We start from the raw sequence: 20,276 nt of genomic DNA, 5'->3' as shown, positions 1-20,276 counted from the left end.
CCGGCGCCGGCGATCATAGTCAAGCCCCTGCGGGCATTTCAACCGGATTCGGCCAAAACGAAAGGGGCCCCCGTTGGGAAGACCCCTTTCGTCGCCGCGTTCTCGGAGCTTCTCGGCCCTACCGGCTCTGCCCCACGATCCCGTGGAGGCGCTCCTTGATCTGTCGGAACTCGCCCACCTCGATGGGGATGGCCACCTTCAGCAGCAGGGTGTAGATGATCAGGCCGATCGCCCAGATCCCCAGGGTGATCAGCACCTCGGGGAGGGTGGGCGCGTAGGACCACATCTCGCCCAGGGGCGTGGGCACGAACCCGGGCAGGATCAGCCCCGGCCCCTTCTCGATCCACACCCCGATGAACATCAGCACGCAGCCCAGGTTCAGGGTGAAGAAGTTCTCCCGGGTCTTGGGGGTCAGGAACAGGAAGAACGCGATGGTGTTGAACGCGATGGCGGTCCAGATGAACGGGACCAGCTCGTTGTGCCCCTCGAGCCCCTGGAACAGGTACTTCATGGGGGCCAGGTGCACGGTGGCGCTGTAGTACTCCTTGAACACCTCGGCGATCAGCAGGAACAGGTTGATCCCCATGGCGTAGGCGATGATCTCGGCCAGCTTGAAGATCGCCCGGTCCTGGATCTTGATCTGGGTGTGTTTGCGGATCAGCTGGAACGCCAGGATGATGAAGCTGGGCCCGGAGCAGAACGCCGAGGCGATGAACCGGGGGGCCAGGATCGAGGCGTTCCAGAACGGACGGCTCGGGAACCCGTTGTACAGGAACGCAGTCACCGTGTGGATCGACACCGCGGCCGGGATCGAGAAGATGATCAGCGGCCACAGCACCTTGTAGTTGGGCTCCCGGCCCAGGTACGCGTTGTACAGGATGTAGATCGGAACAATCAGGTTCACGGCCAGGTACACGTTCAGCACCACCACGTCCCACGACAGCATGGAGATCGGGAAGTTCAGGATCCCCAGGCCCGGGATCAGGTGCCAGAACCGCTCCGGATGGCCCAGGTCGAAGGTCACGAACATCAGACACATGCTGATCGCGGCCACCGCCAGGAGCTCACCCAGGAGCACGATCTCCTTGATGGGACCCCACTTGTAGATATAGGCCGGGATCACCAGGAGCACCGCGGCCGCGGCCACGCCCACCAGGAACGTGAAGTTGGCGATGTACAGCCCCCAGCTCACCGGGTCGCGCATGCCGGTGACGCCCAGGCCGGTCTTCAGCTGGTACACCCACGCCCCCAGTCCCACCAGGGCGATCAGGATCAACGACCCCATCCAGAGGTAGTACTTCTTTCCACCCCGGAAGGCCAGGATGAAGGTGCCGACCAGAAACTCCATCAGCGTGTTCATGATTCACCCCTCTAGCCGAAGAAGTAATAGAACTTGGGTTCGGTGAGGAGGTCCTCCTTGAGCCGGAAGACCCGGTGGTTCTCCAGGATGTAGCGGATCTCCGACTCGGGATCCAAGAGGTTGCCGAACTTGCGCGCCCCCACCGGGCAGGCCTCCAGGCAGGCCGGGTACCGGCCCTCGCGGGTCCGCTGGATGCAGAACGTGCACTTCTCCACCACGCCGCGCATCCGAGGCCGGTTGCCCAGGTAGTGGGTGTCGGGGTTGAGCTCCTCGGGCGGGAGCTTGGGGTCGAGCCAATTGAACATCCGGCCCTCGTAGGGGCAGGCGGCCATGCAGTACCGGCACCCGATGCACCAGTTGTAGTCCACCACCACGATGCCGTCGTCCTCGGCCCAGGTGGCCCGCACCGGGCAGGCCTTGATGCAGGGGGCCTTGCGGCAGTGCTGGCACTGGACCGGGAGGTAGTAGTGGCCCTCTTCCGGCACCCTCTCCGGGTTGTAGTACCGCTCCGACTTCTCGAACTCCATCTCGCCGTTCTCGAACCGCAGCACGTGGATGTAATGGATCTGCGGATCCCGGCGGGACTGGTTGTTCTCTTTCACGCAGGCGTACACACACCGACGGCACCCGATGCAGCGGCTCAAGTCCAGGGCGTAGCCGAACAGCACGTTCTCCATCGGGGGGGTGGCCTTCACGGTCACCTTCTTGCCGTACTGCTTGGTGTACTTCTCCTCCAACCGCTTGAGGGTGGCCTTCACCTCTTCGGGGGTCATCTCCTGGAAGTTCTTCTGGAAGTACTCCTCCCAGGAGCCGTACGTCATGAACCCGCTGGACCCTTGGGCAAGCGCCTTCACCGGCAGGGCGGCCGCTGCGGCCCCCGCCGCCATCCCCTTCAGGAACTTGCGGCGGCTCGCCTTCTTCGGGTCGACGGTGGACACGTTGTGCTTGGACATGGATCGCCTCTCCTTGCCGTTGTCCCGAACCGGCCGGGCTCTACTTTTCCTCGCCGCCTTCGTGGGTCTGTTCCTTCAGGTGCTTGCCTTTGGCATGGGACTTCAACGTGCCCGACCCAGGCACCTTGGGGGGCGGTTCCGGCTTCAGGGGCTTGAACCGGGGGTTGTGGGGGTTGTGGCAGTTGGCACACAGCAGGTACTGCTTCTTGCCGTTCCAGTAGCCGGTGCGCTTCCCGTGGATGCCCTTCTTCCAGTCCCGGTACTTGGCGCCGTGGCACTGGCCGCACAGCCGGTACGACTCCGAGAAGTCGATCTTCTCACCGCTCTGAAGACGCAGCTTGTCCCGGTTGTCGGCGTCGTGGCAGTCGAGACACCACCGGAACTGCTCGGCGTGATGGAGCTTGATGTCGGTGTGCTCCTCCTCCAGCACCCGGGGGGTGGGATCGGTCTCCTGGTCGTCGTGACAGTTCTCGGCACAGGGATAGTAGTCCTCGCTCAGAGGCGGGGGTGGTACCGCGAACACCTCCTCCTCGGCCCCGGCCGCCCGAAGCCCTGGCCTTGCGAACAGGCACACAAGGGCGGCCACCAAAACCCAGCGGCGCTTCATGCTCCCAATCCCTCCTGTTTGGGGTTGGCGGGGTGAAAAAACTTGAAACACTACGAAACGCGAGGGGGAACCCGGGGCCCGGCCCGGGCGGAAGGGCGGATCATAGGAAAGCCGATTTCGGCGTGTCAAGCGGATTTCCGCATCGACAGAGAAAAATGGAACCCTTGTTTGACTACCCCGGCGTCGCCAGGGGAAACCGGACCGACGTTTCCGTTCGTTTCACGGTGTTTCAGCCGGCCGCCCGTTCCCGCCGGGGGCGCTGGTTTGCGGCAAGTACCCTCTTTCGCAAGCGCACCCCGGAGGGGGTCACCTCCACCAACTCGTCCCGGTCCACCCACTCCAGGGCCCGGTCCAGGTTCATCTCGCGCGGCGGCGACAGCCGAAGGGCCTCGTCCGACCCCGCGGCCCGGATGTTCGTGAGCTTCTTCTCCCGGACCACGTTCACGTCCAGGTCGTTCTCCCGGGAGTGCTCCCCCACGATCATGCCCTCGTACACCTCGGTGCCCGCCCCGATGAACAGAACGCCCCGGGGCTGCAGGTGGTACAGGGCGTAGGTGGTGGCGCGACCCGCCCGGTCGGCCACCAGGGCCCCGTTGGTGCGGCCCGGGATCGGCCCGGCCCAGGGACCGTACCCCTCCAGCAGGCGGTTCAGGATGCCGGTGCCCCGGGTGTCGGTGAGGAACTCGCTCCGGTACCCGATGAGCCCCCGGGACGGCACCCGAAACTCCAGCCGCACCCGGCCGCCGCCGGCCGGATCCATGCGGACCATCTGGCCTTTGCGGCGGCCCAGCTTCTCGGTGACCACGCCCACGAACTCCTCGGGCACGTCCACCAGCGCGATCTCCCAGGGCTCCTCCGGCCGGCCGTTTCGCTCCCGGCTGAGAATCTCGGGCTTGGACACGCTCAGCTCGTACCCCTCCCGCCGAAGGGTCTCGATCAGGACCGCCAGCTGCAGCTCCCCCCGGCCGGCCACCTGGAACGCGTCCGTGTCCAGGATCTCCAGCCTCAGGCTGACGTTGTGGAGCACCTCCTTTTCGAGCCGGGCCCGGATCTGACGGGAGGTGACGAACCGCCCCTCCCGGCCCCCGAACGGGCTGGTGTTCACCGAGAACACCATGGCAATGGTGGGCTCCTCCACCCGAATCCGGCGCAGGGGCCGGGGCTGGGACGGCTCCACGAGGGTGTCGCCGATGGACACGGCTTCGAGCCCTGCCACCGCCACGATGTCGCCGGCCACGACCTCCTGGGCCTCCTCCCGCCGCAGCCCCTCGTGGGTGTACACCGTGCCCACCCGTGCGGGCACCACCCCTTCCTCGGTGGCCACGCCGATCTCCTGGCCCGGCCGGAGCCGGCCGTTCACCACCCGACCCAGGACCAGCCGGCCCACGTAGTCGTTGTAGTCCAGGTTGGTGACGAGCATCTGCAGGGGGGCCGCGGGGTCCCCCGACGGCGGGGGCACCCGCTCCAGCACGGTCTCGAACAGGGGCCGGAGGTCCCGGGACCCGTCGCCCAACTTCCGATGGGCCACGCCCCGGCGGGCGTCGGTGTAGAGCACCGGGAACTCCAGCTGGTCGTCGGACGCCCCGAGGTCGATGAAGAGCCCATACACTTCGTCCAGGACCTCGGCGGGCCGGGCGTCGGCCCGGTCGATCTTGTTGATCACCACGATCGGCGGCAGCCCCAGCTCGAACGCCTTGTGGAGGACGAACCGGGTCTGGGGCAGCGGCCCCTCGGCCGCGTCCACCAGCAGGATCACCCCGTCCACCATCTGCAGGGTCCGCTCCACCTCGCCCCCGAAGTCGGCGTGACCCGGGGTGTCCACGATGTTGATCTTCACCCTTTCGAACCACACGGCCGTGTTCTTGGCGAGGATGGTGATGCCCCGCTCCCGCTCGAGGGCGTTGGAGTCGAGCACCCGCTCCGCCACCCGCTGGTTCTCCCGGAATACGCCGCTCTGCCAGAGCATGGCGTCCACCAGGGTGGTCTTTCCGTGGTCCACGTGGGCGATGATCGCCACGTTGCGAAACTGTTCCGGTCGCATTCCCGATCTCCTTTGGCCCCAGATGGGGGCGGCGTGTTGTAGCACCCGGACACGCCCGGGGTAAAGCCCCCTTATAACTTCGGTCGTTGGTCGTCAGTCGTTGGTCGTCGGTCGGGGGCCTTCGGCCCGCTGGGGGGCTTGGCTGCTAGGCCGCTGGGCGGCGGGGCCGCTTCCCCGAACCGCCGCCAAACGCTCGGTGGGGCATGGGGATCAGGGGTCAGAGGACAGAAGTCAGTGGACGGGTCGTCGGCCCACGACGCCGCTTCGGCCACGGGGTCTTTGCCCTTCTCCTGTCTTCTGTCCGCTGAATTCCGGTTCCTGAAACCCATGCCCCCCGCCGGCAATGGCCCCGGACCAACGCAAGTTACCCTTCTCCGTTGCAGGGTCGCGCAGCGGCCGAAGGGGGCTTCCCCGTTGCCCGGCTCCGCAGGGGCCTGCCGATGCTCCCGAGCCCGCCGTTTTCTCCGCAAAGCCCCTCGTGTACCCTTGAGCCTTCGGCCGGCTAGGCAACTGGGCGGCCGGGCGGCTCCCGAGCCCCGACGCCAAGGCCTCGTGCCCCTCCGAGCAGGGAGCGATAGCACCTGTTTGTCCGCCGGGCCGAAGACCCAAAGTCCAGGAGAGGCGGTTGTGACGGCGAAACGCTACGATGCGGTGGTGATCGGCGCCGGCCCGGCAGGGTGCGCGGCCGCCCTGGTGCTGGCCCGGGCCGGGGCCCGGACCCTGGTGCTCGACCCGGACCCGCCCCCCCGGGAGAAGGTGTGCGGCGACGGCCTACTGGACGACGCCTGGGCGGAGCTCGAGCGGCTGGGGGTGGCCCCGCGGGTGGAACGGCACGCCTTCCGGGGGGGGCGGGCCCGCCTGTGGAGCCCCGGGGGGGTCGAGCTGGAGCTCGACCTGCGGGTGCGCCTGGTCCCCCGCCGCGTCCTGGACGCCTCGCTCCTCGAGGCCGCCCGGGAGGCGGGTGCCGAGTTCGAGCGGGGCCGGGCCGTGGCCGCCCTACCCGGCGCCGCCGGGGTGCGGGTCGAGACCGCCGACGGCAGGGGGTGGCAGGCCCGCGTGGCCGTGGCTGCCACCGGCGCCCGCCGCAGCCAAGCCCCCCGAACGGCCGGCTGCCACGCCCCCCCGGCTCCCCAGGCCGTGGCCGTGCGGCGGTACCTGCGGGCCGGGCGCGGCCGGGACTTCGTGGCCGTCACCTACGATGCGAGCGTGATCCCGGGGTACGGGTGGGTGTTCCCGGTGGGCGACGGCCTGTTCAACGTGGGCTGCGGGGCGTTCCGGTGGCGGCCTCCGCGGGAGAGCCTCGGCCGGGTGTTCGACCGGTTCCTGGCCCGATCGCCTGCCGTGGCCGATCTGGCGCGGTCCGGGACGTTCGAAGGCCCCCTGCGGGCCGCCCCGATCCGTTGCGGCCCCCCCGACCGGCCCGCGGTGGCCCCCGGCCCCGTGCTGTGGGCCGGGGAAGCCCTCGGGACCACCTACCCCTTCACGGCCGAGGGGATCGGCCCGGCCCTGCGCTCGGGGGTGCGGGCCGGCGAGGCCGCCGTGGGATTCCTGGAGCGCGGGGAGGGCGCCCTCCGGGCCTACCGGCAGTGGGTGGCCGGCCGGCTGGCCCCGGCCTACGGGGCGTACCGGACGGCCGAGCGATGGCTGGCCCGGCCCTGGGTGTGCGACCTGCTCGCCCGACGGGCCCGCCGAAACCCCGCCCTGCGCCGGACCTTCGTCGACGTGCTCAGGGGCGCTGCCTCGCCCGACCGGGTGTTCAGCCCCTGGGGCCTGGCCCGGGCCCTGCTGGGCCTGGGACCGCGTCAGCCCCCTGCCGGGCCTGGCAGAGACTAGAACCTAGCGAGGCTCCGCCTCAGACCGCCGAGGCATGGGGAACCGGAGCAAGGGAACTGCGCTCCCACGCAAAAACTTGACGCATTTGCAACAAGTTTTGCCCTTCAAGGTTTCTAGAAAACTTGGGACCTCAGATCCGTTACCAGGCCCCAGGTCCCCAGGCTTTGGCGTGGTTCGAGAGCCGCCCGGCCGCCCAGCTGCCTAGCCTCCCAGCGGAAATCATCCCAACAGCGCCAGGGCGTCCTGGGCCGCGCGCTGCTCGGCCTCCTTCTTGCTCCGGCCCCGCCCCTTGCCCAGGACCCGGTTGCCCAGACGGATCTCCACCTCGAAGGTCTTGTCGTGGTCGGGGCCCCACTCGCCCACGAGGCGGTAGGTGGGGGCGCTGCCGTACCGGCCTTGGCAGTGCTCCTGGAGCCGGGTCTTGTAGTCCCGATCGAGCCCGCTGGGCCCCTCCACCTCCAGCAAGGGCCGGAACACGGCGTCCACGAACTCCCGGGCCAGGTCGAACCCGCCGTCCAGGTAGATGGCCGCGATCAGGGCCTCCAACGCGCCCGAGAGGATCGAGGGCTTCGTCCGCCCGCCGGTCTGCTCCTCGCCCTTGCCCAGCCGCAGGTAGCCGCCCAGGCCGAACGACCGGGCCACCTCGGCCAGGCTGGTCTCGCTCACCAGGAACGCCCGGACCTTCGACATCTTGCCCTCGCTCAGGCGCGGCCGCAGGTCGAACAGCAGGTGGGAGACCACCAGGTCCAGCACCGCGTCGCCCAGGAACTCCAGCCGTTCGTTGTCCCGGACCCCCCGGCCCTGCTCGTTGGCGTAGGACTTGTGGGTCAGGGCCTGGTCCAGGAGCCCGGGGTTCTCGAACAGGTACCCCAGCGCCTCCTCGAGCCCCCGCAGGTGTTCCCGCCGTTCCATGTCCATGTGGCTCACTCCTCGCACGCGTCGTCCGGAACGAGCGTACCCCGGAGAACGTCGCCGTCCAGGGCGTCGACCCGCACCGGCACCTCGTCCACCGGCCGGGGCCCCTGCCAGTCCACCTGGACGGCCAGGTAGTTTCGGGTGCGAAATCGCAGGGCCGCCCCGCCGCGGGCCGGGCCCTCGGCAAGGGCCGGGAGCACCCGGCCCACCTGGCTGCGCCGAAAGGCCTGCCGTTTCTCCTGGGACAGGCTCCGCAGACGGGCTGCCCTCCGCTTGATCACCCCCGGCGGGACCCGGCCGGGCAGGTCCCAGGCCCGGGTGCCCCGCCGCGGGCTGAAGGGGAACACGTGCAGGTACGCCACGGGCAGCTCTTCCACCAACCTCACCGTCTCCTCGAACTCCGCCTCCCCTTCCCCCGGAAACCCCACGATCAGGTCCATTCCGATGCACACCCCTTCGATCCGGCCGGCCAGATCGCCGACCCGCTCCCGGACCCGGTCCGCCCCGTAGGGCCGACCCATGGCCGCGAGGATCCGGTCGGACCCGGACTGGACCGGGACGTGCACGTGGGGGCAGAGCACATCGGACCGGGCCAGCCGGTCCACCACGGCCGGGGTGAGCTCGCCGGGCTCGAGGCTCGAGAGCCGCACCCGGGGGATCCCCGAGGACTCGGCCGCATCGAGCAGGGCCTCGAGCGGCCGGGGCGGGTCGAGGTCGCGGCCCCACAGCCCCAGGTGCACGCCGGTCAGGACCACCTCCCGGTACCCCGCCCGCCCCAGGGAGGCCAGCCCCTCCCGCACCCGATCCAGCGGCAGGCTGCGGGAGGGGCCGCGGGCGTAGGGCACGATGCAGTAGGCGCAGAACGCCTCGCACCCGTCCTGCACCTTGAGGTACGCCCGGGCCCGGCCCCGCAGGCCCCGCACCTCGGGGAACCGGCCGGACACGGGATCGGCCGGCTCGTCCCGGTGCACCCCGCAGGCCCCGCGCTCCAACAGGTCGGGCACCGACATCTTGGCGCCGGTGCCCACCACCAGGTCGGCGCCCACGTCCACCAGATCCTGGGGCGCCACCTGGGCATAGCACCCGGTCACCACGATCCGGGCCCCCGGATGGGCCTGCCGGGCCCGCCGCACCAGGGCCCGGGTGTCCCGGTCGGACCGGTGGGTCACAGTGCAGGAGTTGACGATCACCACGTCGGCCGCCTCGCCCGGGCCCACCACCTGGAACCCCCGCTGTCTGAGGGACTGCTCCAGGGCCTCGGACTCGAACCGGTTCACCTTGCAGCCCACCGTGGCCACGCTGACCCGGGGCGGCCGGTCATTCATCGGGCCGGGCCTCCCGGATCCAACCACCGCCCAGGACCTCGTCGCCCCGGTAGAAGGCGGCGAACTGGCCCGGCGCCACGCCGAACTGGGGCTCCGCGAACCGCACGCGCGCCCGGCCCGGGCCGGGCCGCACGATGCAGCGCACCTCCGGGGCGGTGGATCGGATCTTCACCCCACACTCGAGCTCTTCTTCCATTACTCCATGTAACCACACGAGTTCTTCCACTTCCATCTCCGAGGCGAGCAGGGCCGACCGGGGGCCCACCACCAGCCGGTTCTCCCGGGCCTCCCGCCGCACCACGTAGAGGGGCTCGGCCGCCGAGATCCCCAGGCCCCGGCGCTGGCCCACGGTGTACGCCCACTGGCCCCGGTGGGTCCCCACCACCCGGCCCTCGGGGTCCACGATGGGGCCGGGCCGGGCCGGGCCCAGCCGGCGCTCGAGGAACCCGGCCAGATCCCCGTCGGGCAGAAAGCACACGTCCTGGCTCTCGGCTTTGGACGAGACCGGCAGCCCCAGGGCCTCGGCCCGACCCCGCACCTGCTCCTTGGTCAGCCCGCCCACGGGGAACCGGACCCGCTCCAGGTCCCCAGGGCGCTCCGGCACGAGGAAGTAGCTCTGGTCCTTGCGGGGGTCCACGCCCTTGCGGAGCCGCACCCGGCCCCCCGACACCTCCAGCCGGGCGTAGTGCCCGGTGGCCACGAGCTCGCACCCCAGCGGCCGGACCCGCTCCACGAGCCATCGGAACTTCACCCGGCGGTTGCACCACACGCACGGGTTGGGGGTGCGACCGGAAGCATACTCGGCCGTGAACGGTTCCACCACCTCGCGCTCGAACACGTCGTGGGCGTCGAGCACGTAAAAGGGGATGCCCAGCCGGGCCGCCACCCGCCGGGCGTCCTCCACGTCGTCGAGGGAGCAGCACCGGGAGCGGTCCCACACCTTGAGGGTGAACCCCACCACCTCATGGCCCTGCTCCAGGAGCAGGGCCGCGGCGGTGGAGGAGTCCACCCCCCCGCTCATGGCCACGGCGATGCGCATGGTATCTGCGGGGAGGCTGGAAAGCTGAGAGTCTGGGACGCTAGTGTTCCATTACGCAAAAAAGTATACCCATTTCGGCGGTGGGGCTGGGGGCTCCGACGAAGCGCGACGGCCGAGCAGCCCGGGCCGCCCGGCGCCAGGGGAGCGGCCGCGGCGCGTGCCCTCACGCGCCGCAGCGAACCGCGCCGAGGCGGCCCCTGCGAGGCCGTTCAGCGAAGGAGGGGCCCCCAGCCCCACCCCTCGGCAAGTGCACGAACTTGCGAACCATGACACTGGGAAGTCGGCCCTTCGTCCCATCGTCGGACGCAGCACTATCTTTTTTTCCTATCTCGCAACCCTTTTTCCCACAGGATCCTCGTTGCGTCGCGGCGCGGATCACCCGGCTCGATCGCCGGGATCGCTTTCGCCCAGCGCCCCCAGACGGCGGAGCACCGTGGCCAGGGCGGAGAGGAAGCGGTCCACGTCCTCGGGACGGGTGGCCGGCCCGAGGCTCACGCGGATCGCGTTTTTCACCCTCCACGCCGACAGCCCCATGGCCTGGAGCACGGGCGAGGGTTCGGTGGCCCCGGAGGTGCACGCCGACCCGGCCGACACGGCCACCCCCTCCAGGTCCAGGGCCTGCACCAAGGTCTCCCCCTCCACCCCCGGAAAACTCAGGTTCAGCGTGTTGGGCAGGCGGCCGTCCGGGTCCTCGGGGCCGTTGACCCGCCCCAGGGGAGCCATCCGACGCACCTCGGCCCGGATGCGCTCGGTGAGCCCACGGACCCAGCGCCGGTCCGCGTCCCGGTCCTGGAGCGCCGCCTGGCAGGCCGCCCCCAGGGCCGCGATGCCCGGCACGTTCTCCGTGCCCGCCCGGCGGCCCCTCTCCTGGCCGCCCCCCCGGAGCAACGGCTCCAGCTCGGTGCCGTCCCGTACGTACAGGGCCCCCACCCCCTTGGGGGCCCCGAGCTTGTGCCCCGACAGGCTCGCCGTGGCGCACCCCAGGTCGGCCGCCCGGAGATCCAGCCGGCCCCAGGCCTGTACCGCGTCGCAGTGCCAGGCCGCCCCGGCGCGGGCCATGGCCTCGGCGAACTCCCCGACCGGCTGGATCGTGCCGGTCTCGTGGTTGGCGGCCTGGAGGGTCCCGAACCCCAGGGGCCCGGAGATGCCGCCCACCCCCACCCGACCCTCCGGGTCCACCGGCAGCCAGCACGCCGTCCACCCCTGGGCCTCCATGTGCTCCAGCGTCCGCAGCACGCTGGGGTGCTCCACCCGGGCGGCCGCAAAGGACCGATGGGCCGCCGACCGGGCCAGGCTCCGAAGGGCCAGGGCGTTGGCCTCGGTGCCGCCGCTGGTGAACACCACCTCGGAGGGGCGGCACCCCAGGAACGCGGCCACCGCGTCCCGGGCCCCGTCCACCAGGGCCCGGGCCTCGCGCCCCTCGGCGTGGATGCTCGAGGGGTTCCCGAACCGGTCCAGGGCCTCCAGCAGGGCCGCCCGGGCCTCGGGCCGCAGGGGGGCGGAGGCGTTCCAGTCCAGGTACGAGCGCGTGACCGGAGGCGTCGAAAGGGTCGTCGGTCGGGAGGTCACGGCCGGGGCACCAGGGTCCGCAGGTCGGGTGCGGGGCGCGGGGCCAGGTGGGTGAGCCAGAACCCCAGGGCCCAGTCCGGCACCAGCACCACCCGGCGGTAGCGGTGGCGCGGCCGCTCCACCACCAGGGCCCGGCCGCCCGGGTTTCCGTGGTCGCGCACCCGCACCCGGGTGCCGGGCTCGGCCAGGTCCCGGGCCAGGCTGCAGAGGGTCCGGTACAGCCTCCAGGTCCGGCGCACGGCCGGGTCCTGGAACCGCTCGAAGGCCCGGTTGCGCGAGAGCCGGCCCCTGTGGAACTCGTGGAGCAGATCGACGTGGGGATGCGTTCGGGTCATGTGCGGATCGTACCCCAGGCCCGTCCGACCCTCAAGGCGAAGAGCCGCCCCATCGGGGCGGGAGCCGTCAACGGAACTGCACCACGTCCGCGCCCATCAGCTCGCGCACCCGGCTCCTGAGCTCGCCGGAGGCCCGCACCGCGTAGCGGTCGGGCAGCCGGACCACGGCCTCGGCCTTCTCGGGCACCACGATGCGCAGGAACGCCGGGGTCTGGCCCCGCAGGTCGGCCGAGGCGAGCAGCCGGTGCAGGGCCTCCAGGTCCTCGCGGCCGTGGAAGGCCGCGTTCACCTGGATGTGCACCTCGCGGGTGAGCCGCTCCGGGGCCTGATCCAGGGGCAGGACCTCCTCGGCCAGGATCTTCAGGTTGTCCTCGTTGCGCTCGAGGGTGCCCCGGACCACCAGGGGCACGTCCTCGGCCTGGATCCACTCCTCGGCCCGGGCGAACACCTCGGAGAAGGCCACGACCTCCACGGCGCCCGTCAGGTCCTCGAGGGTGAAGAACGCCATGCGCGACCCGTTTTTGGTGCGGATCACCCGACGGGCCGCCACCATGCCCCCCACGGTCACCTGGGCCCGATCCGGCCGCTCGCCGAGCTCGCCGATGGGGGCGTCGGTGGAGGCCCGGAGCAGATCCTCCCACTCGCCCAGGGGGTGGCCCGTGAGGTACATGCCGAGAACCTCCTTCTCGGCCTTCAGCTCGTCGGCCGGCGCCAGCGGCGGCACGTCGGGCAGCTCGTCGTCCACCGCCGAGGGGCCTTCGTCCCCCTGGGCCGCGGCCAGGGCCTCGAACAGGTTGGTCTGGCCCCGGGCCCGGTCCCGCTGCAGGGACGTGGCCTCCTCCAGGCACCGGTCCAGGTAAGCCAGGTACTGGGCCCGGGAGCCCCCCAGGGAGTCGAACGCCCCGCACCGGATCAGGCTCTCGATCACCTTCCGGTTGACCTTCTGCAGATCCACCCTCCGGCAGAAGTCCCGCAGGCCCCGGAACGGGCCGTCCTCCCGGCGCACCTTCAGCACGTTCTCGATGGCCGCCTCCCCCACGTTCTTGACCGCGGCCAGACCGAACCGGATCGCGTCGCCCACCACCGTGAAGTGCAGGTCCGACTCGTTCACGTCGGGGGGCAGCACCGCGATGCCCATCTCGCGGCACTCGGCGATGTCCTTGACCACCTTGTCCGTGTTGGCCCGATCGTTCGTGAGCAGGGCCGCCATGAACGCCACGGGGTGGTGGGCCTTCAGGTACGCGGTCTGGTACGCCACCAGGGCGTAGGCCGCCGAGTGGGACTTGTTGAACCCGTACTCGGCGAACTTGGCCATGAGGTCGAAGATCTTCTCGGCCTTCTTGGGGTCGATCCCCTTCTTTCGCGCCCCGTCCAGGAACCGGTCCTTCTGCTTGGCCATCTCCTCGGCGATCTTCTTCCCCATGGCCCGGCGCAGCAGGTCCGCCTCGCCCAGGGTGTAGTCGGCCAGGACCTGGGCGATCTGCATCACCTGCTCCTGGTACACGATCACGCCGTAGGTGTCCTTGAGGATCGGCTCCAGCTCGGGCAGCTCGTACTCGATGGGGATCTGACCGTGCTTGCGGCGGATGAAGTCCTCCACCATGCCCGAGCCCAGGGGCCCCGGCCGGTACAGCGCCACCAGCGCGATGATGTCCTCGAAGGTGCTCGGCCGGAGCTTGACCATCAGCTCCTTCATGCCCGAGCTCTCCAGCTGGAACACCCCCGTGGTCTCGCCCCGGCACAGCAGCTCGTAGGTCTGAGGGTCGTCCAGGGGCACCTCGTCGATGTCGAGCTTTTCGCCCTCGGGCCGGCCCTCGTTCACGATGCGCACGGCGTCGGTGATGACGGTCAGGGTCTTGAGCCCCAGGAAGTCGAACTTCACGAGCCCGATCGCCTCGACGCTCTTCATGGCGAACTGGGTCACCAGCTCCCCGTTCTGGCCCTTGTAGAGCGGCAGGTAGTCCACCAGGGGCCGGTTGCCGATGACCACGCCGGCGGCGTGGGTCGAGGCGTGGCGGTTGAGCCCCTCGAGCTTGAGGGCGTGGGTCACCAGCTCCTTGATCCGGGGGTCCGAGTCCATGGCCTCGCGAAGCCGGGGCTCCTCGTCCAGGGCCTCCTTCAGGGTGATGCCCAGCCGCGCCGGCACGAGCTTGGCGATCCGGTCCACCTCGCCGTAGGGCAGCCCCATCACCCGGCCCACGTCCCGGATCACGGCCCGGGCCAGCATCTTTCCGAAGGTGGTGATCTGGGCCACCTTGTCCGCGCCGTACTTCTCGGTGACGTACCGGATCACCTTGTCGCGGTTCTCGAAGCAGAAATCCACGTCGATGTCGGGCATGCTCACCCGCTCGGGGTTCAGGAACCGCTCGAACAGCAGCCCGTAGGGCAGGGGGTCCAGGTTGGTGATCCGCAGGGCATAGGCCACCAGGCTGCCGGCCGCAGACCCCCGGCCCGGCCCGACGGGCACCCCGTTTCGCTTGGCCCAGTTGATGAAGTCCTGCACGATCAGGAAGTACCCCGGGAACCCCATCTGCCGGATGGTTCCCAGCTCCCGCTCCAGCCGCTCGAAGTATCGCCGCCGGACCTCGGCCTCCTCCTCGGCGCCCGCGTACCGCCGCGCCCGCAGCCGCTCCTCCAGACCCTGCCGGGCCATGCGGTCCAGGCAGTCGGCCAGGGTCTCGCCCTCGGGCACCCGGTACTCGGGGAAGTGGTAGGTCTTCAGGTCGAGCTCCACGTTGCACCGCTCGGCGATGGCCACGGTGTTCGTCACCGCCTCGGGGCAGTAGGCGAACTGTTGGGCCATCTCCTCCGGGCTCTTGAGGTAGAACTCGTCCGTGGACATCTTCATGCGCTTCTCGTCGTCCAGGGTCTTGCCGGTCTGGATGCACACGAGCACCTCGTGGCTCGCCGCGTCCTCCCGGTCCAGGTAGTGGCAGTCGTTGGTGGCCACCACCGGGATCCCCAGGCTCCGGCCGAGATCGATCAACGCCTCGTTCACCGTGCGCTGCTCGGGGATGCCGTTCTCCATGAGTTCGAGGTAGTAGTTTCCCTCCCCGAAGATCGAGGCGTACTCCTCCACGAGCCTCCGGGCCCCTTCCGGGTCGCCCCGCAGCACGGCCCGGGCCACCTCGCCCTTGAGGCACGCCGAGAGCCCGATCAGCCCCCCCGAGAGCTCCCGCAGCAGCTCCTTGTCGATCCGGGGCTTGTAGTAGAACCCCTCGGTGTACCCGGCCGTCACCAGGCGGCAGAGGTTCCGGTACCCCTCCAGGTTCCGGGCGAGCAGGATCAGGTGGAAGTTGGTCTCGCCGTGACGGCCGGGCTTCCTGATCTTGCGGGAGCCCGGGGCCACGTACACCTCGCAGCCGAACACCGGCTTGATGCCGGCCTTGAGGGCGGCCTTGTAGAACTCCACGGTGCCGTACATGGCGCCGTGGTCGGTCACGGCCACGGCGGGCAGACGGTGCTCCCGGGCCCGGGCCATGAGGTCGCCCAGGCGGATCGCGCCGTCGAGCAGGCTGTACTCGGTGTGGACGTGCAGATGGACGAACGAAGCGTGGGACATGGGATTCTCGGCTGGAAGGCTGGAAAGCTAGTTAACCCGGCGACAAAATAGGCGCGTCACCTTGGAGGGCGGGGCAAGGGACCTGCCTCCGGCCGGGCGCGAAGCCGGGCATTGAGATTCGCCGCGCAGGCACGGGACTGAAGATCTGGTTTCATGGCAACTATGTGGAATCCGAACCATTTCGCGGTCCAAGCATCAGAGACACTGCGCGGCGAGCTAAGGGGCCGCGCCCGGCTCTCCGACAGGTCCCTTGCCCCGCCGAGCAGGGAGCGATAGCGCCTGTTTATCCGCCGGGTTAATAGAATGCTAGAAGGCTAGAAGGCCGGGAAGCTGGGAGGCTGGGAGGCCCAGCCGTTGCCCGGACCGTGGACCGGCGACCGTGGACCGCCCTCACTCCACATTCTGCACCTGCTCCCGGATCTTCTCGAGCTCGGCCTTGATGTCCACTACACGGCGGCTGATCTCGGCGTCCGAGGCCTTGGAGCCGATGGTGTTGGTCTCGCGGTTCATCTCCTGGAGCAGGAACTCCAGCTTCCGGCCCACCACGCCGCCTGCCGCCAGGAGCTCCCGGAACTTCTCGATGTGGCTGCGCAGCCGCACCACCTCCTCGGAGATGTCGCTCCGGTCGGCGAACAGGGCCACCTCCATGGCCAGCCGGGCGTGGAGGTCCCCCTCCGGCACCTCCCTGGCCAGCTCCTCGACCCGGCGGGCGAGCCGCTCCCGGTAGGCCTCGAGCACCCCCGGCCGCAGCCGATCGATCTCGGCCACGTGGGCCTCGATGGCGTCCACCCGCTCACCCATGTCCCGGGCCAGATCGTTCCCCTCCCGCTCCCGGAAGGCCTGCAGATCCTGCAGGGCCTGATCCACCAGGGCCGCCACCCCCTCCCACAGGGTCTCGGCGTCCGCGGCCAGCCCCCCGGGCATGGTCACGGCGGGGAACGCGAGCAGGTGCTCCAGCCGAACCTCGGCCTCGATGCCCACGTGCCGGGCCACCTCCTGGAGCAGGTCGGCCGCCCGCCGGGCCGCCTCGCGGTTGATCACCACGGGCGGGCACTCGGCCCCTGCCGCGTCCCAGCCGGCGAACAGGTTCACCTGGCCCCTCTGGAGCCGCTCCTTCACCCGGCCGAGGATCTGATGCTCGAACCGCTGCAGATCGCCGGGCAGCCGTGCGTTGAAGTTCAAGAACCGGTGGTTGACGGTCTTGATCTCGACCGTGAGCCACCTTCCCAGCACCTCGGCCTCGGCCCGGCCGTACCCTGTCATGCTCCGGATCATGGGGATCGTTCCTCAGCGCTTGGGGCGCGCCGCGCCCGCCATTGGCGGTACGACTCGCGCACCCGGTTGAAAAACGCGATCGTCTCTGGGGCCCGGTAGTCGGGATAGGTCCACGGCAGGGGACGGAACGAACCCCGCTCGAACCGGTACTCCACCTCGGCGTAGATGCCCCGGGCCAGGTAGACGCGGTGGGCCGCGGGCTTGCCGGTGGCCAGGACCAGGTTCGCGAGCCCCAGGACGCCCGGATCCAGGTTGACCCGGCGTCGCCCCTGCGGGTCCGTCCACGCGCCCTCCAGGCGGTTGGAGCGCTCCTTCAGGTCGGCCAGGGTCGAGGGGTCCACCGGCTCCCCCAGCCAGAGGAATGCGCGGCGGATGCCCGGGCCCATCTCCCGCTCGTAGTACCGGGTCGAGTCGAAGGGCAGCCACGGCGTGGAGGACCGGGCCGGTCCGAACCCGGCCTCGATGCGGTCCATCACGGCGCCCGGGTCCACCGCCGCGGCCACCAGCACCCCCATCACCACGAACGCCGGCTCCGGCGGCCTAGGGCGGCTCACGCGCTCCCCTCCTCCCAGACCGGGGGATCTCCGGAAAAACGAGCCGATCTTGTCGCCGGGTTCATACCCCGGCCCTCCGGACCTCCCGCCACAACCGGCGCAGCGCCTCCCGCTCCAGGCCGAGGACCGCCCCGTAGGCCCGCAGCCCCGCCCAGCGCTCCCGCAGCCCCAGGGTCTCCGGGGAGACCTCCCGGGCCAGCTCCGCCAGGTTGCCCACCCGACGCCGCCGCGTGGCCGGCCGGACCACCCCTTCGGGCCCCAGCAGGAACGGCCGGTATCCCCCCCGGTGCCGGGCGAACACCAGATGCTCCGTCAGGCTCGAGTGGGCCCACCCCAATCGGTGCAGGTGGGCCACCAGGGCCGCCACGGCCGCGGCCCCGTTCTCCCGCTCCGAAGCCACCTCCCGGAGGAACCGTGCCCAGGGCACCGCATCCTCCAGCCACCCGGTCACCAGCACCGCCTCCCGGGGCCAGAGACGGCCCCTCACGTACAGCCCCAACGGCGCCGGGGTGGACACGCCGGCGGCGTGGAGCAGGCGCGCCCGGGCAAAGGCACGGTGGGGGGTGCGGCCGAGCCTCAGACGGGAGGCCGGGGCGTAACGCTTGGCGAACAGGGGTCCCCGGGGGGTTTCGATCCGAAAGGTGACCCGGCCGGGCCGGCGGCCGAGCTCCTTCCACGTGCCCCGCTCCAGCAGGGACGAAAGCCCCGGGGCGGAGCCGGCCACCGCCACCCACCGGCCGGGGGCCGTCCCAAGGTCAGGGCGTCGGCCCAAGGGCGTCCTCGAGCTCCCCGCGGCTCACGGTGGCGGTGCCGAGCTTGCCCACCACGATGCCGGCCGCCACGTTGGCGAGGGCCGCGGACTCCACCACCCCGGCCCCGGCCGCCTTGGCCAGGGCGAACACCGCGATGGCCGTGTCGCCGGCGCCGGTCACGTCGAACACGTCCCGGGCCCGGGTGGGCAGATGGGTCAGGCCGTCCGGCTCCACCACGGTCATGCCCCGTTCCCCCCGGGTGACCACGACCGCGGAAAGGCCCAGCCGATCCAGCAGCGCCCGGCCCGCGGCCGCCGCCTCGGCGTCCTCCCGGGCCGGCAGGCCGGCCATGGCCTCGGTCTCCTTGGTGTTGGGGGTCACCGCGTTGGCCCCCCGGTAGGCCTCGACGTTGACCGGCTTGGGGTCCACCGACACCCAGGCCCCGGTCCGGGCGGCCCACCCCACGAGCCGCTCCACGAGGCCCCGGTCCACCACCCCCTTGCCGTAGTCGGACACGATCATCCCGTCCCAACCGGCGGCCCGTTGGTCCACCCGCTCCCAGAACGCCGCCCGCACCGCCTCGGGCAGGGGCCCCCTGCGCTCCCGGTCGAACCGCACCACCTGCTGGTGCCGGGCGATGACCCGGGTCTTCACGGCCGTCGGCCGGTCGGGGCTCGTCACCAGGAGCTCCGGGGAGATCCGCATGGCCTCGAGCTCCGCGGTGAGCTCCCCCGCCATGGAGTCGGCCCCCACCACCCCCAGGAGGTCCACCTCCGCGCCCAGGGCCTTCAGGTTGTGGGCCACGTTGGCCGCGCCCCCCAGGCGCACCACCTCCCGGTGCACCTCCACCACGGGCACGGGGGCCTCGGGGGAGATCCGGTCCACGTCGCCGTACACGAACCGGTCCAGGATCACGTCGCCCACCACCCCGATCCGGGGCGGCCGGGCTCCCCCGTCCAGCCGCTCCAGGGCGGCCCGGGCCCATCGGTCCAACTGCTCGTCACCAGCCATTCGCAAACCGTTCCGGGAAGAGGAAACGAAGGTGGGCGTGGGCGCACCGCTCCGCGGTGAACCGCTCGACGACCCGGCGCCGGGCCGCCCGACCCAGGGCCCGGGCCCGCTCTGGACGAAGGGCCAAGTATACGATCCTCTCCGCCAGGGCGGAAGCCTCGCCGGGCTCCACCAGAAACCCGGTCTCGCCCTCGGCCACCAGGTCCGGCAGCACCCCCACCCGGGTGGCCACCAGCGGCACGCCGGAGGCCATCCACTCCAGGCCCACGCGGCAGTTGGCCTCGCTGCCCGTGCTGGCCACCACGGCGAGGTCGAACCCCCGCAGGACCGAGGCCAGGTCGTGCCGGTGGCCCACAAACCCCACCCGGTCGCGCAGGACGGGGTCTGCCGCCACCTGCCGCCGGAGCGCCTCGAGGGCCGGGCCCTCCTCCTTGGCCAGGATCACGAACCGCGCCCCTTCGGCCCGGCCCGCGGCCTGCCGGGCCGCGGCCAGGAAGTCGGCGTGCCCCTTCACCCGGCCCAGACGGCCCAGGATCCCCACCAGGAACGCGTCCGGCGGAAACCCCAGCTCCCCCCGAACGTCGGCCGCCGGCCCCTCGGGGGAGAACCGGTCGGGGTCCACCCCGCCGGGGATGGTGGTGACCCGGACGGTCCGTCCCAGGCGCTGCCGGAGCGATCGCTCGATCGCCGTGTTCGAGGCGACCACGCCGGAGAGGACCCGGGTGTACACCAGCCGGTTGAGCGGGTCCGCCCGAACGGGGCGCATGTCGCCGCGCACCCGGACCACCGGCACCCCGGCCCTTCGGCAGGCCCAGGCGATCAGTGGCAGTCCCTCCGGCCGGTGGACCTCCACCGCGTCGAACCGCTCCTGCCGCAGGATCCGGGCCAGCCGGAGCGCGGCCGGAACGCTCCCCAAGGCACCGATGCCCTTCGCGTTGAACCCGGCCTCCTCGTACACCGGAAGCCCCCCGGCCCGGGCCCGGGCCACGGCAGGGGAGCCGGTGAGCCCCAGCAACCCCACCTCCACGCCCTGCCGGGCCATCTCCCGGGCCAGGTCCAGGGCGTACTGGGCCTCCGCGTTGAACCACCGCACATGGGCCAGGTGGAGGATGCGGGGAGGGGGGGGGGAGTGCGCAGCCGCCATC

Annotated in this window: 16 protein-coding genes; 1 reads left to right on the top strand and 15 read right to left on the bottom strand. The window is 71.0% G+C overall.

What is annotated here, in order from left to right:
* Positions 1-118: 118 nt before the first annotated feature.
* The 4 genes from dsrP to typA form a co-directional block, all read right to left on the bottom strand.
* A complete protein-coding gene (gene dsrP, locus DEFCA_RS0102910) occupies positions 119-1,360 on the bottom strand; it encodes a sulfate reduction electron transfer complex DsrMKJOP subunit DsrP (RefSeq protein ID WP_025321543.1) in 1,242 nt (413 codons plus the stop codon).
* 11 nt (positions 1,361-1,371) lie between these two features.
* Entirely contained in the window at positions 1,372-2,313 is a 942-nt protein-coding gene (locus DEFCA_RS0102905) for a 4Fe-4S dicluster domain-containing protein (RefSeq protein WP_025321542.1), read from the bottom strand.
* Between the two features lie 40 nt (positions 2,314-2,353).
* On the bottom strand, positions 2,354-2,920 hold the full coding sequence (locus tag DEFCA_RS20195) for a hypothetical protein (RefSeq protein WP_025321541.1): 567 nt from the start codon (positions 2,918-2,920) through the stop codon (positions 2,354-2,356).
* Positions 2,921-3,149: 229 nt separating this feature from the next.
* Positions 3,150-4,961 (bottom strand): translational GTPase TypA, encoded by a 1,812-nt coding sequence (typA, locus tag DEFCA_RS0102895; protein ID WP_025321540.1) that lies wholly within the window; start codon positions 4,959-4,961, stop codon positions 3,150-3,152.
* A gap of 627 nt (positions 4,962-5,588) precedes the next feature.
* On the opposite strand from typA, the gene DEFCA_RS0102890 reads away from it, so the two are divergent.
* On the top strand, positions 5,589-6,794 hold the full coding sequence (locus tag DEFCA_RS0102890) for an NAD(P)/FAD-dependent oxidoreductase (protein ID WP_025321539.1): 1,206 nt from the start codon (positions 5,589-5,591) through the stop codon (positions 6,792-6,794).
* A 219-nt stretch (positions 6,795-7,013) separates the two neighbouring features.
* Here DEFCA_RS0102890 and rnc read toward each other — a convergent pair whose 3' ends face one another.
* The 11 genes from rnc to DEFCA_RS20190 form a co-directional block, all read right to left on the bottom strand.
* Complete coding sequence (rnc, locus tag DEFCA_RS0102885) at positions 7,014-7,712, bottom strand: ribonuclease III (RefSeq protein ID WP_029733457.1); 699 nt, start codon at positions 7,710-7,712, stop codon at positions 7,014-7,016.
* 5 nt (positions 7,713-7,717) lie between these two features.
* Positions 7,718-9,034, bottom strand: coding sequence for a tRNA (N(6)-L-threonylcarbamoyladenosine(37)-C(2))-methylthiotransferase MtaB (mtaB, locus tag DEFCA_RS0102880; RefSeq protein WP_025321537.1), 1,317 nt, complete (start codon positions 9,032-9,034; stop codon positions 7,718-7,720).
* Positions 9,027-10,073 (bottom strand): tRNA 2-thiouridine(34) synthase MnmA, encoded by a 1,047-nt coding sequence (gene mnmA, locus DEFCA_RS0102875; protein ID WP_025321536.1) that lies wholly within the window; start codon positions 10,071-10,073, stop codon positions 9,027-9,029. The genes mtaB and mnmA overlap by 8 nt, the downstream gene beginning before the upstream one ends.
* 375 nt (positions 10,074-10,448) lie before the next feature.
* Positions 10,449-11,642: a cysteine desulfurase family protein gene (locus tag DEFCA_RS0102870; protein WP_025321535.1), complete on the bottom strand. Its 1,194-nt coding sequence runs from the start codon at positions 11,640-11,642 to the stop codon at positions 10,449-10,451.
* The gene (locus DEFCA_RS0102865) at positions 11,639-11,977 is read right to left on the bottom strand and encodes a hypothetical protein (RefSeq protein WP_025321534.1); all 339 of its coding nucleotides are present in this window, start codon (positions 11,975-11,977) and stop codon (positions 11,639-11,641) included. Before DEFCA_RS0102865 ends, DEFCA_RS0102870 begins: the two co-directional genes overlap by 4 nt.
* A 67-nt stretch (positions 11,978-12,044) precedes the next feature.
* Positions 12,045-15,539, bottom strand: a complete 3,495-nt coding sequence (dnaE, locus tag DEFCA_RS0102860) for a DNA polymerase III subunit alpha (RefSeq protein ID WP_025321533.1) — start codon at positions 15,537-15,539, stop codon at positions 12,045-12,047.
* Positions 15,540-15,929: 390 nt separating this feature from the next.
* Entirely contained in the window at positions 15,930-16,814 is an 885-nt protein-coding gene (locus DEFCA_RS0102855; RefSeq protein ID WP_025321532.1) for a YicC/YloC family endoribonuclease, read from the bottom strand.
* Positions 16,811-17,368, bottom strand: a complete 558-nt coding sequence (locus tag DEFCA_RS0102850; RefSeq protein WP_025321531.1) for a DUF4416 family protein — start codon at positions 17,366-17,368, stop codon at positions 16,811-16,813. The genes DEFCA_RS0102855 and DEFCA_RS0102850 overlap by 4 nt, the downstream gene beginning before the upstream one ends.
* A gap of 61 nt (positions 17,369-17,429) precedes the next feature.
* Positions 17,430-18,140: a lipopolysaccharide kinase InaA family protein gene (locus tag DEFCA_RS0102845; RefSeq protein ID WP_025321530.1), complete on the bottom strand. Its 711-nt coding sequence runs from the start codon at positions 18,138-18,140 to the stop codon at positions 17,430-17,432.
* Complete coding sequence (rfaE1, locus tag DEFCA_RS0102840; protein ID WP_084318706.1) at positions 18,124-19,131, bottom strand: D-glycero-beta-D-manno-heptose-7-phosphate kinase; 1,008 nt, start codon at positions 19,129-19,131, stop codon at positions 18,124-18,126. Before rfaE1 ends, DEFCA_RS0102845 begins: the two co-directional genes overlap by 17 nt.
* Complete coding sequence (locus DEFCA_RS20190; protein WP_025321528.1) at positions 19,121-20,275, bottom strand: glycosyltransferase family 4 protein; 1,155 nt, start codon at positions 20,273-20,275, stop codon at positions 19,121-19,123. The genes rfaE1 and DEFCA_RS20190 overlap by 11 nt, the downstream gene beginning before the upstream one ends.
* Position 20,276: the final 1 nt, after the last annotated feature.

Origin of the sequence: Deferrisoma camini S3R1 (assembly GCF_000526155.1) — a bacterium.
Taxonomy (GTDB): Bacteria; Desulfobacterota; Deferrisomatia; order Deferrisomatales; family Deferrisomataceae; genus Deferrisoma; species Deferrisoma camini.
Note: the sequence above shows the minus strand (reverse complement) of the source record. Positions and strands in the feature narration are given on the sequence as shown.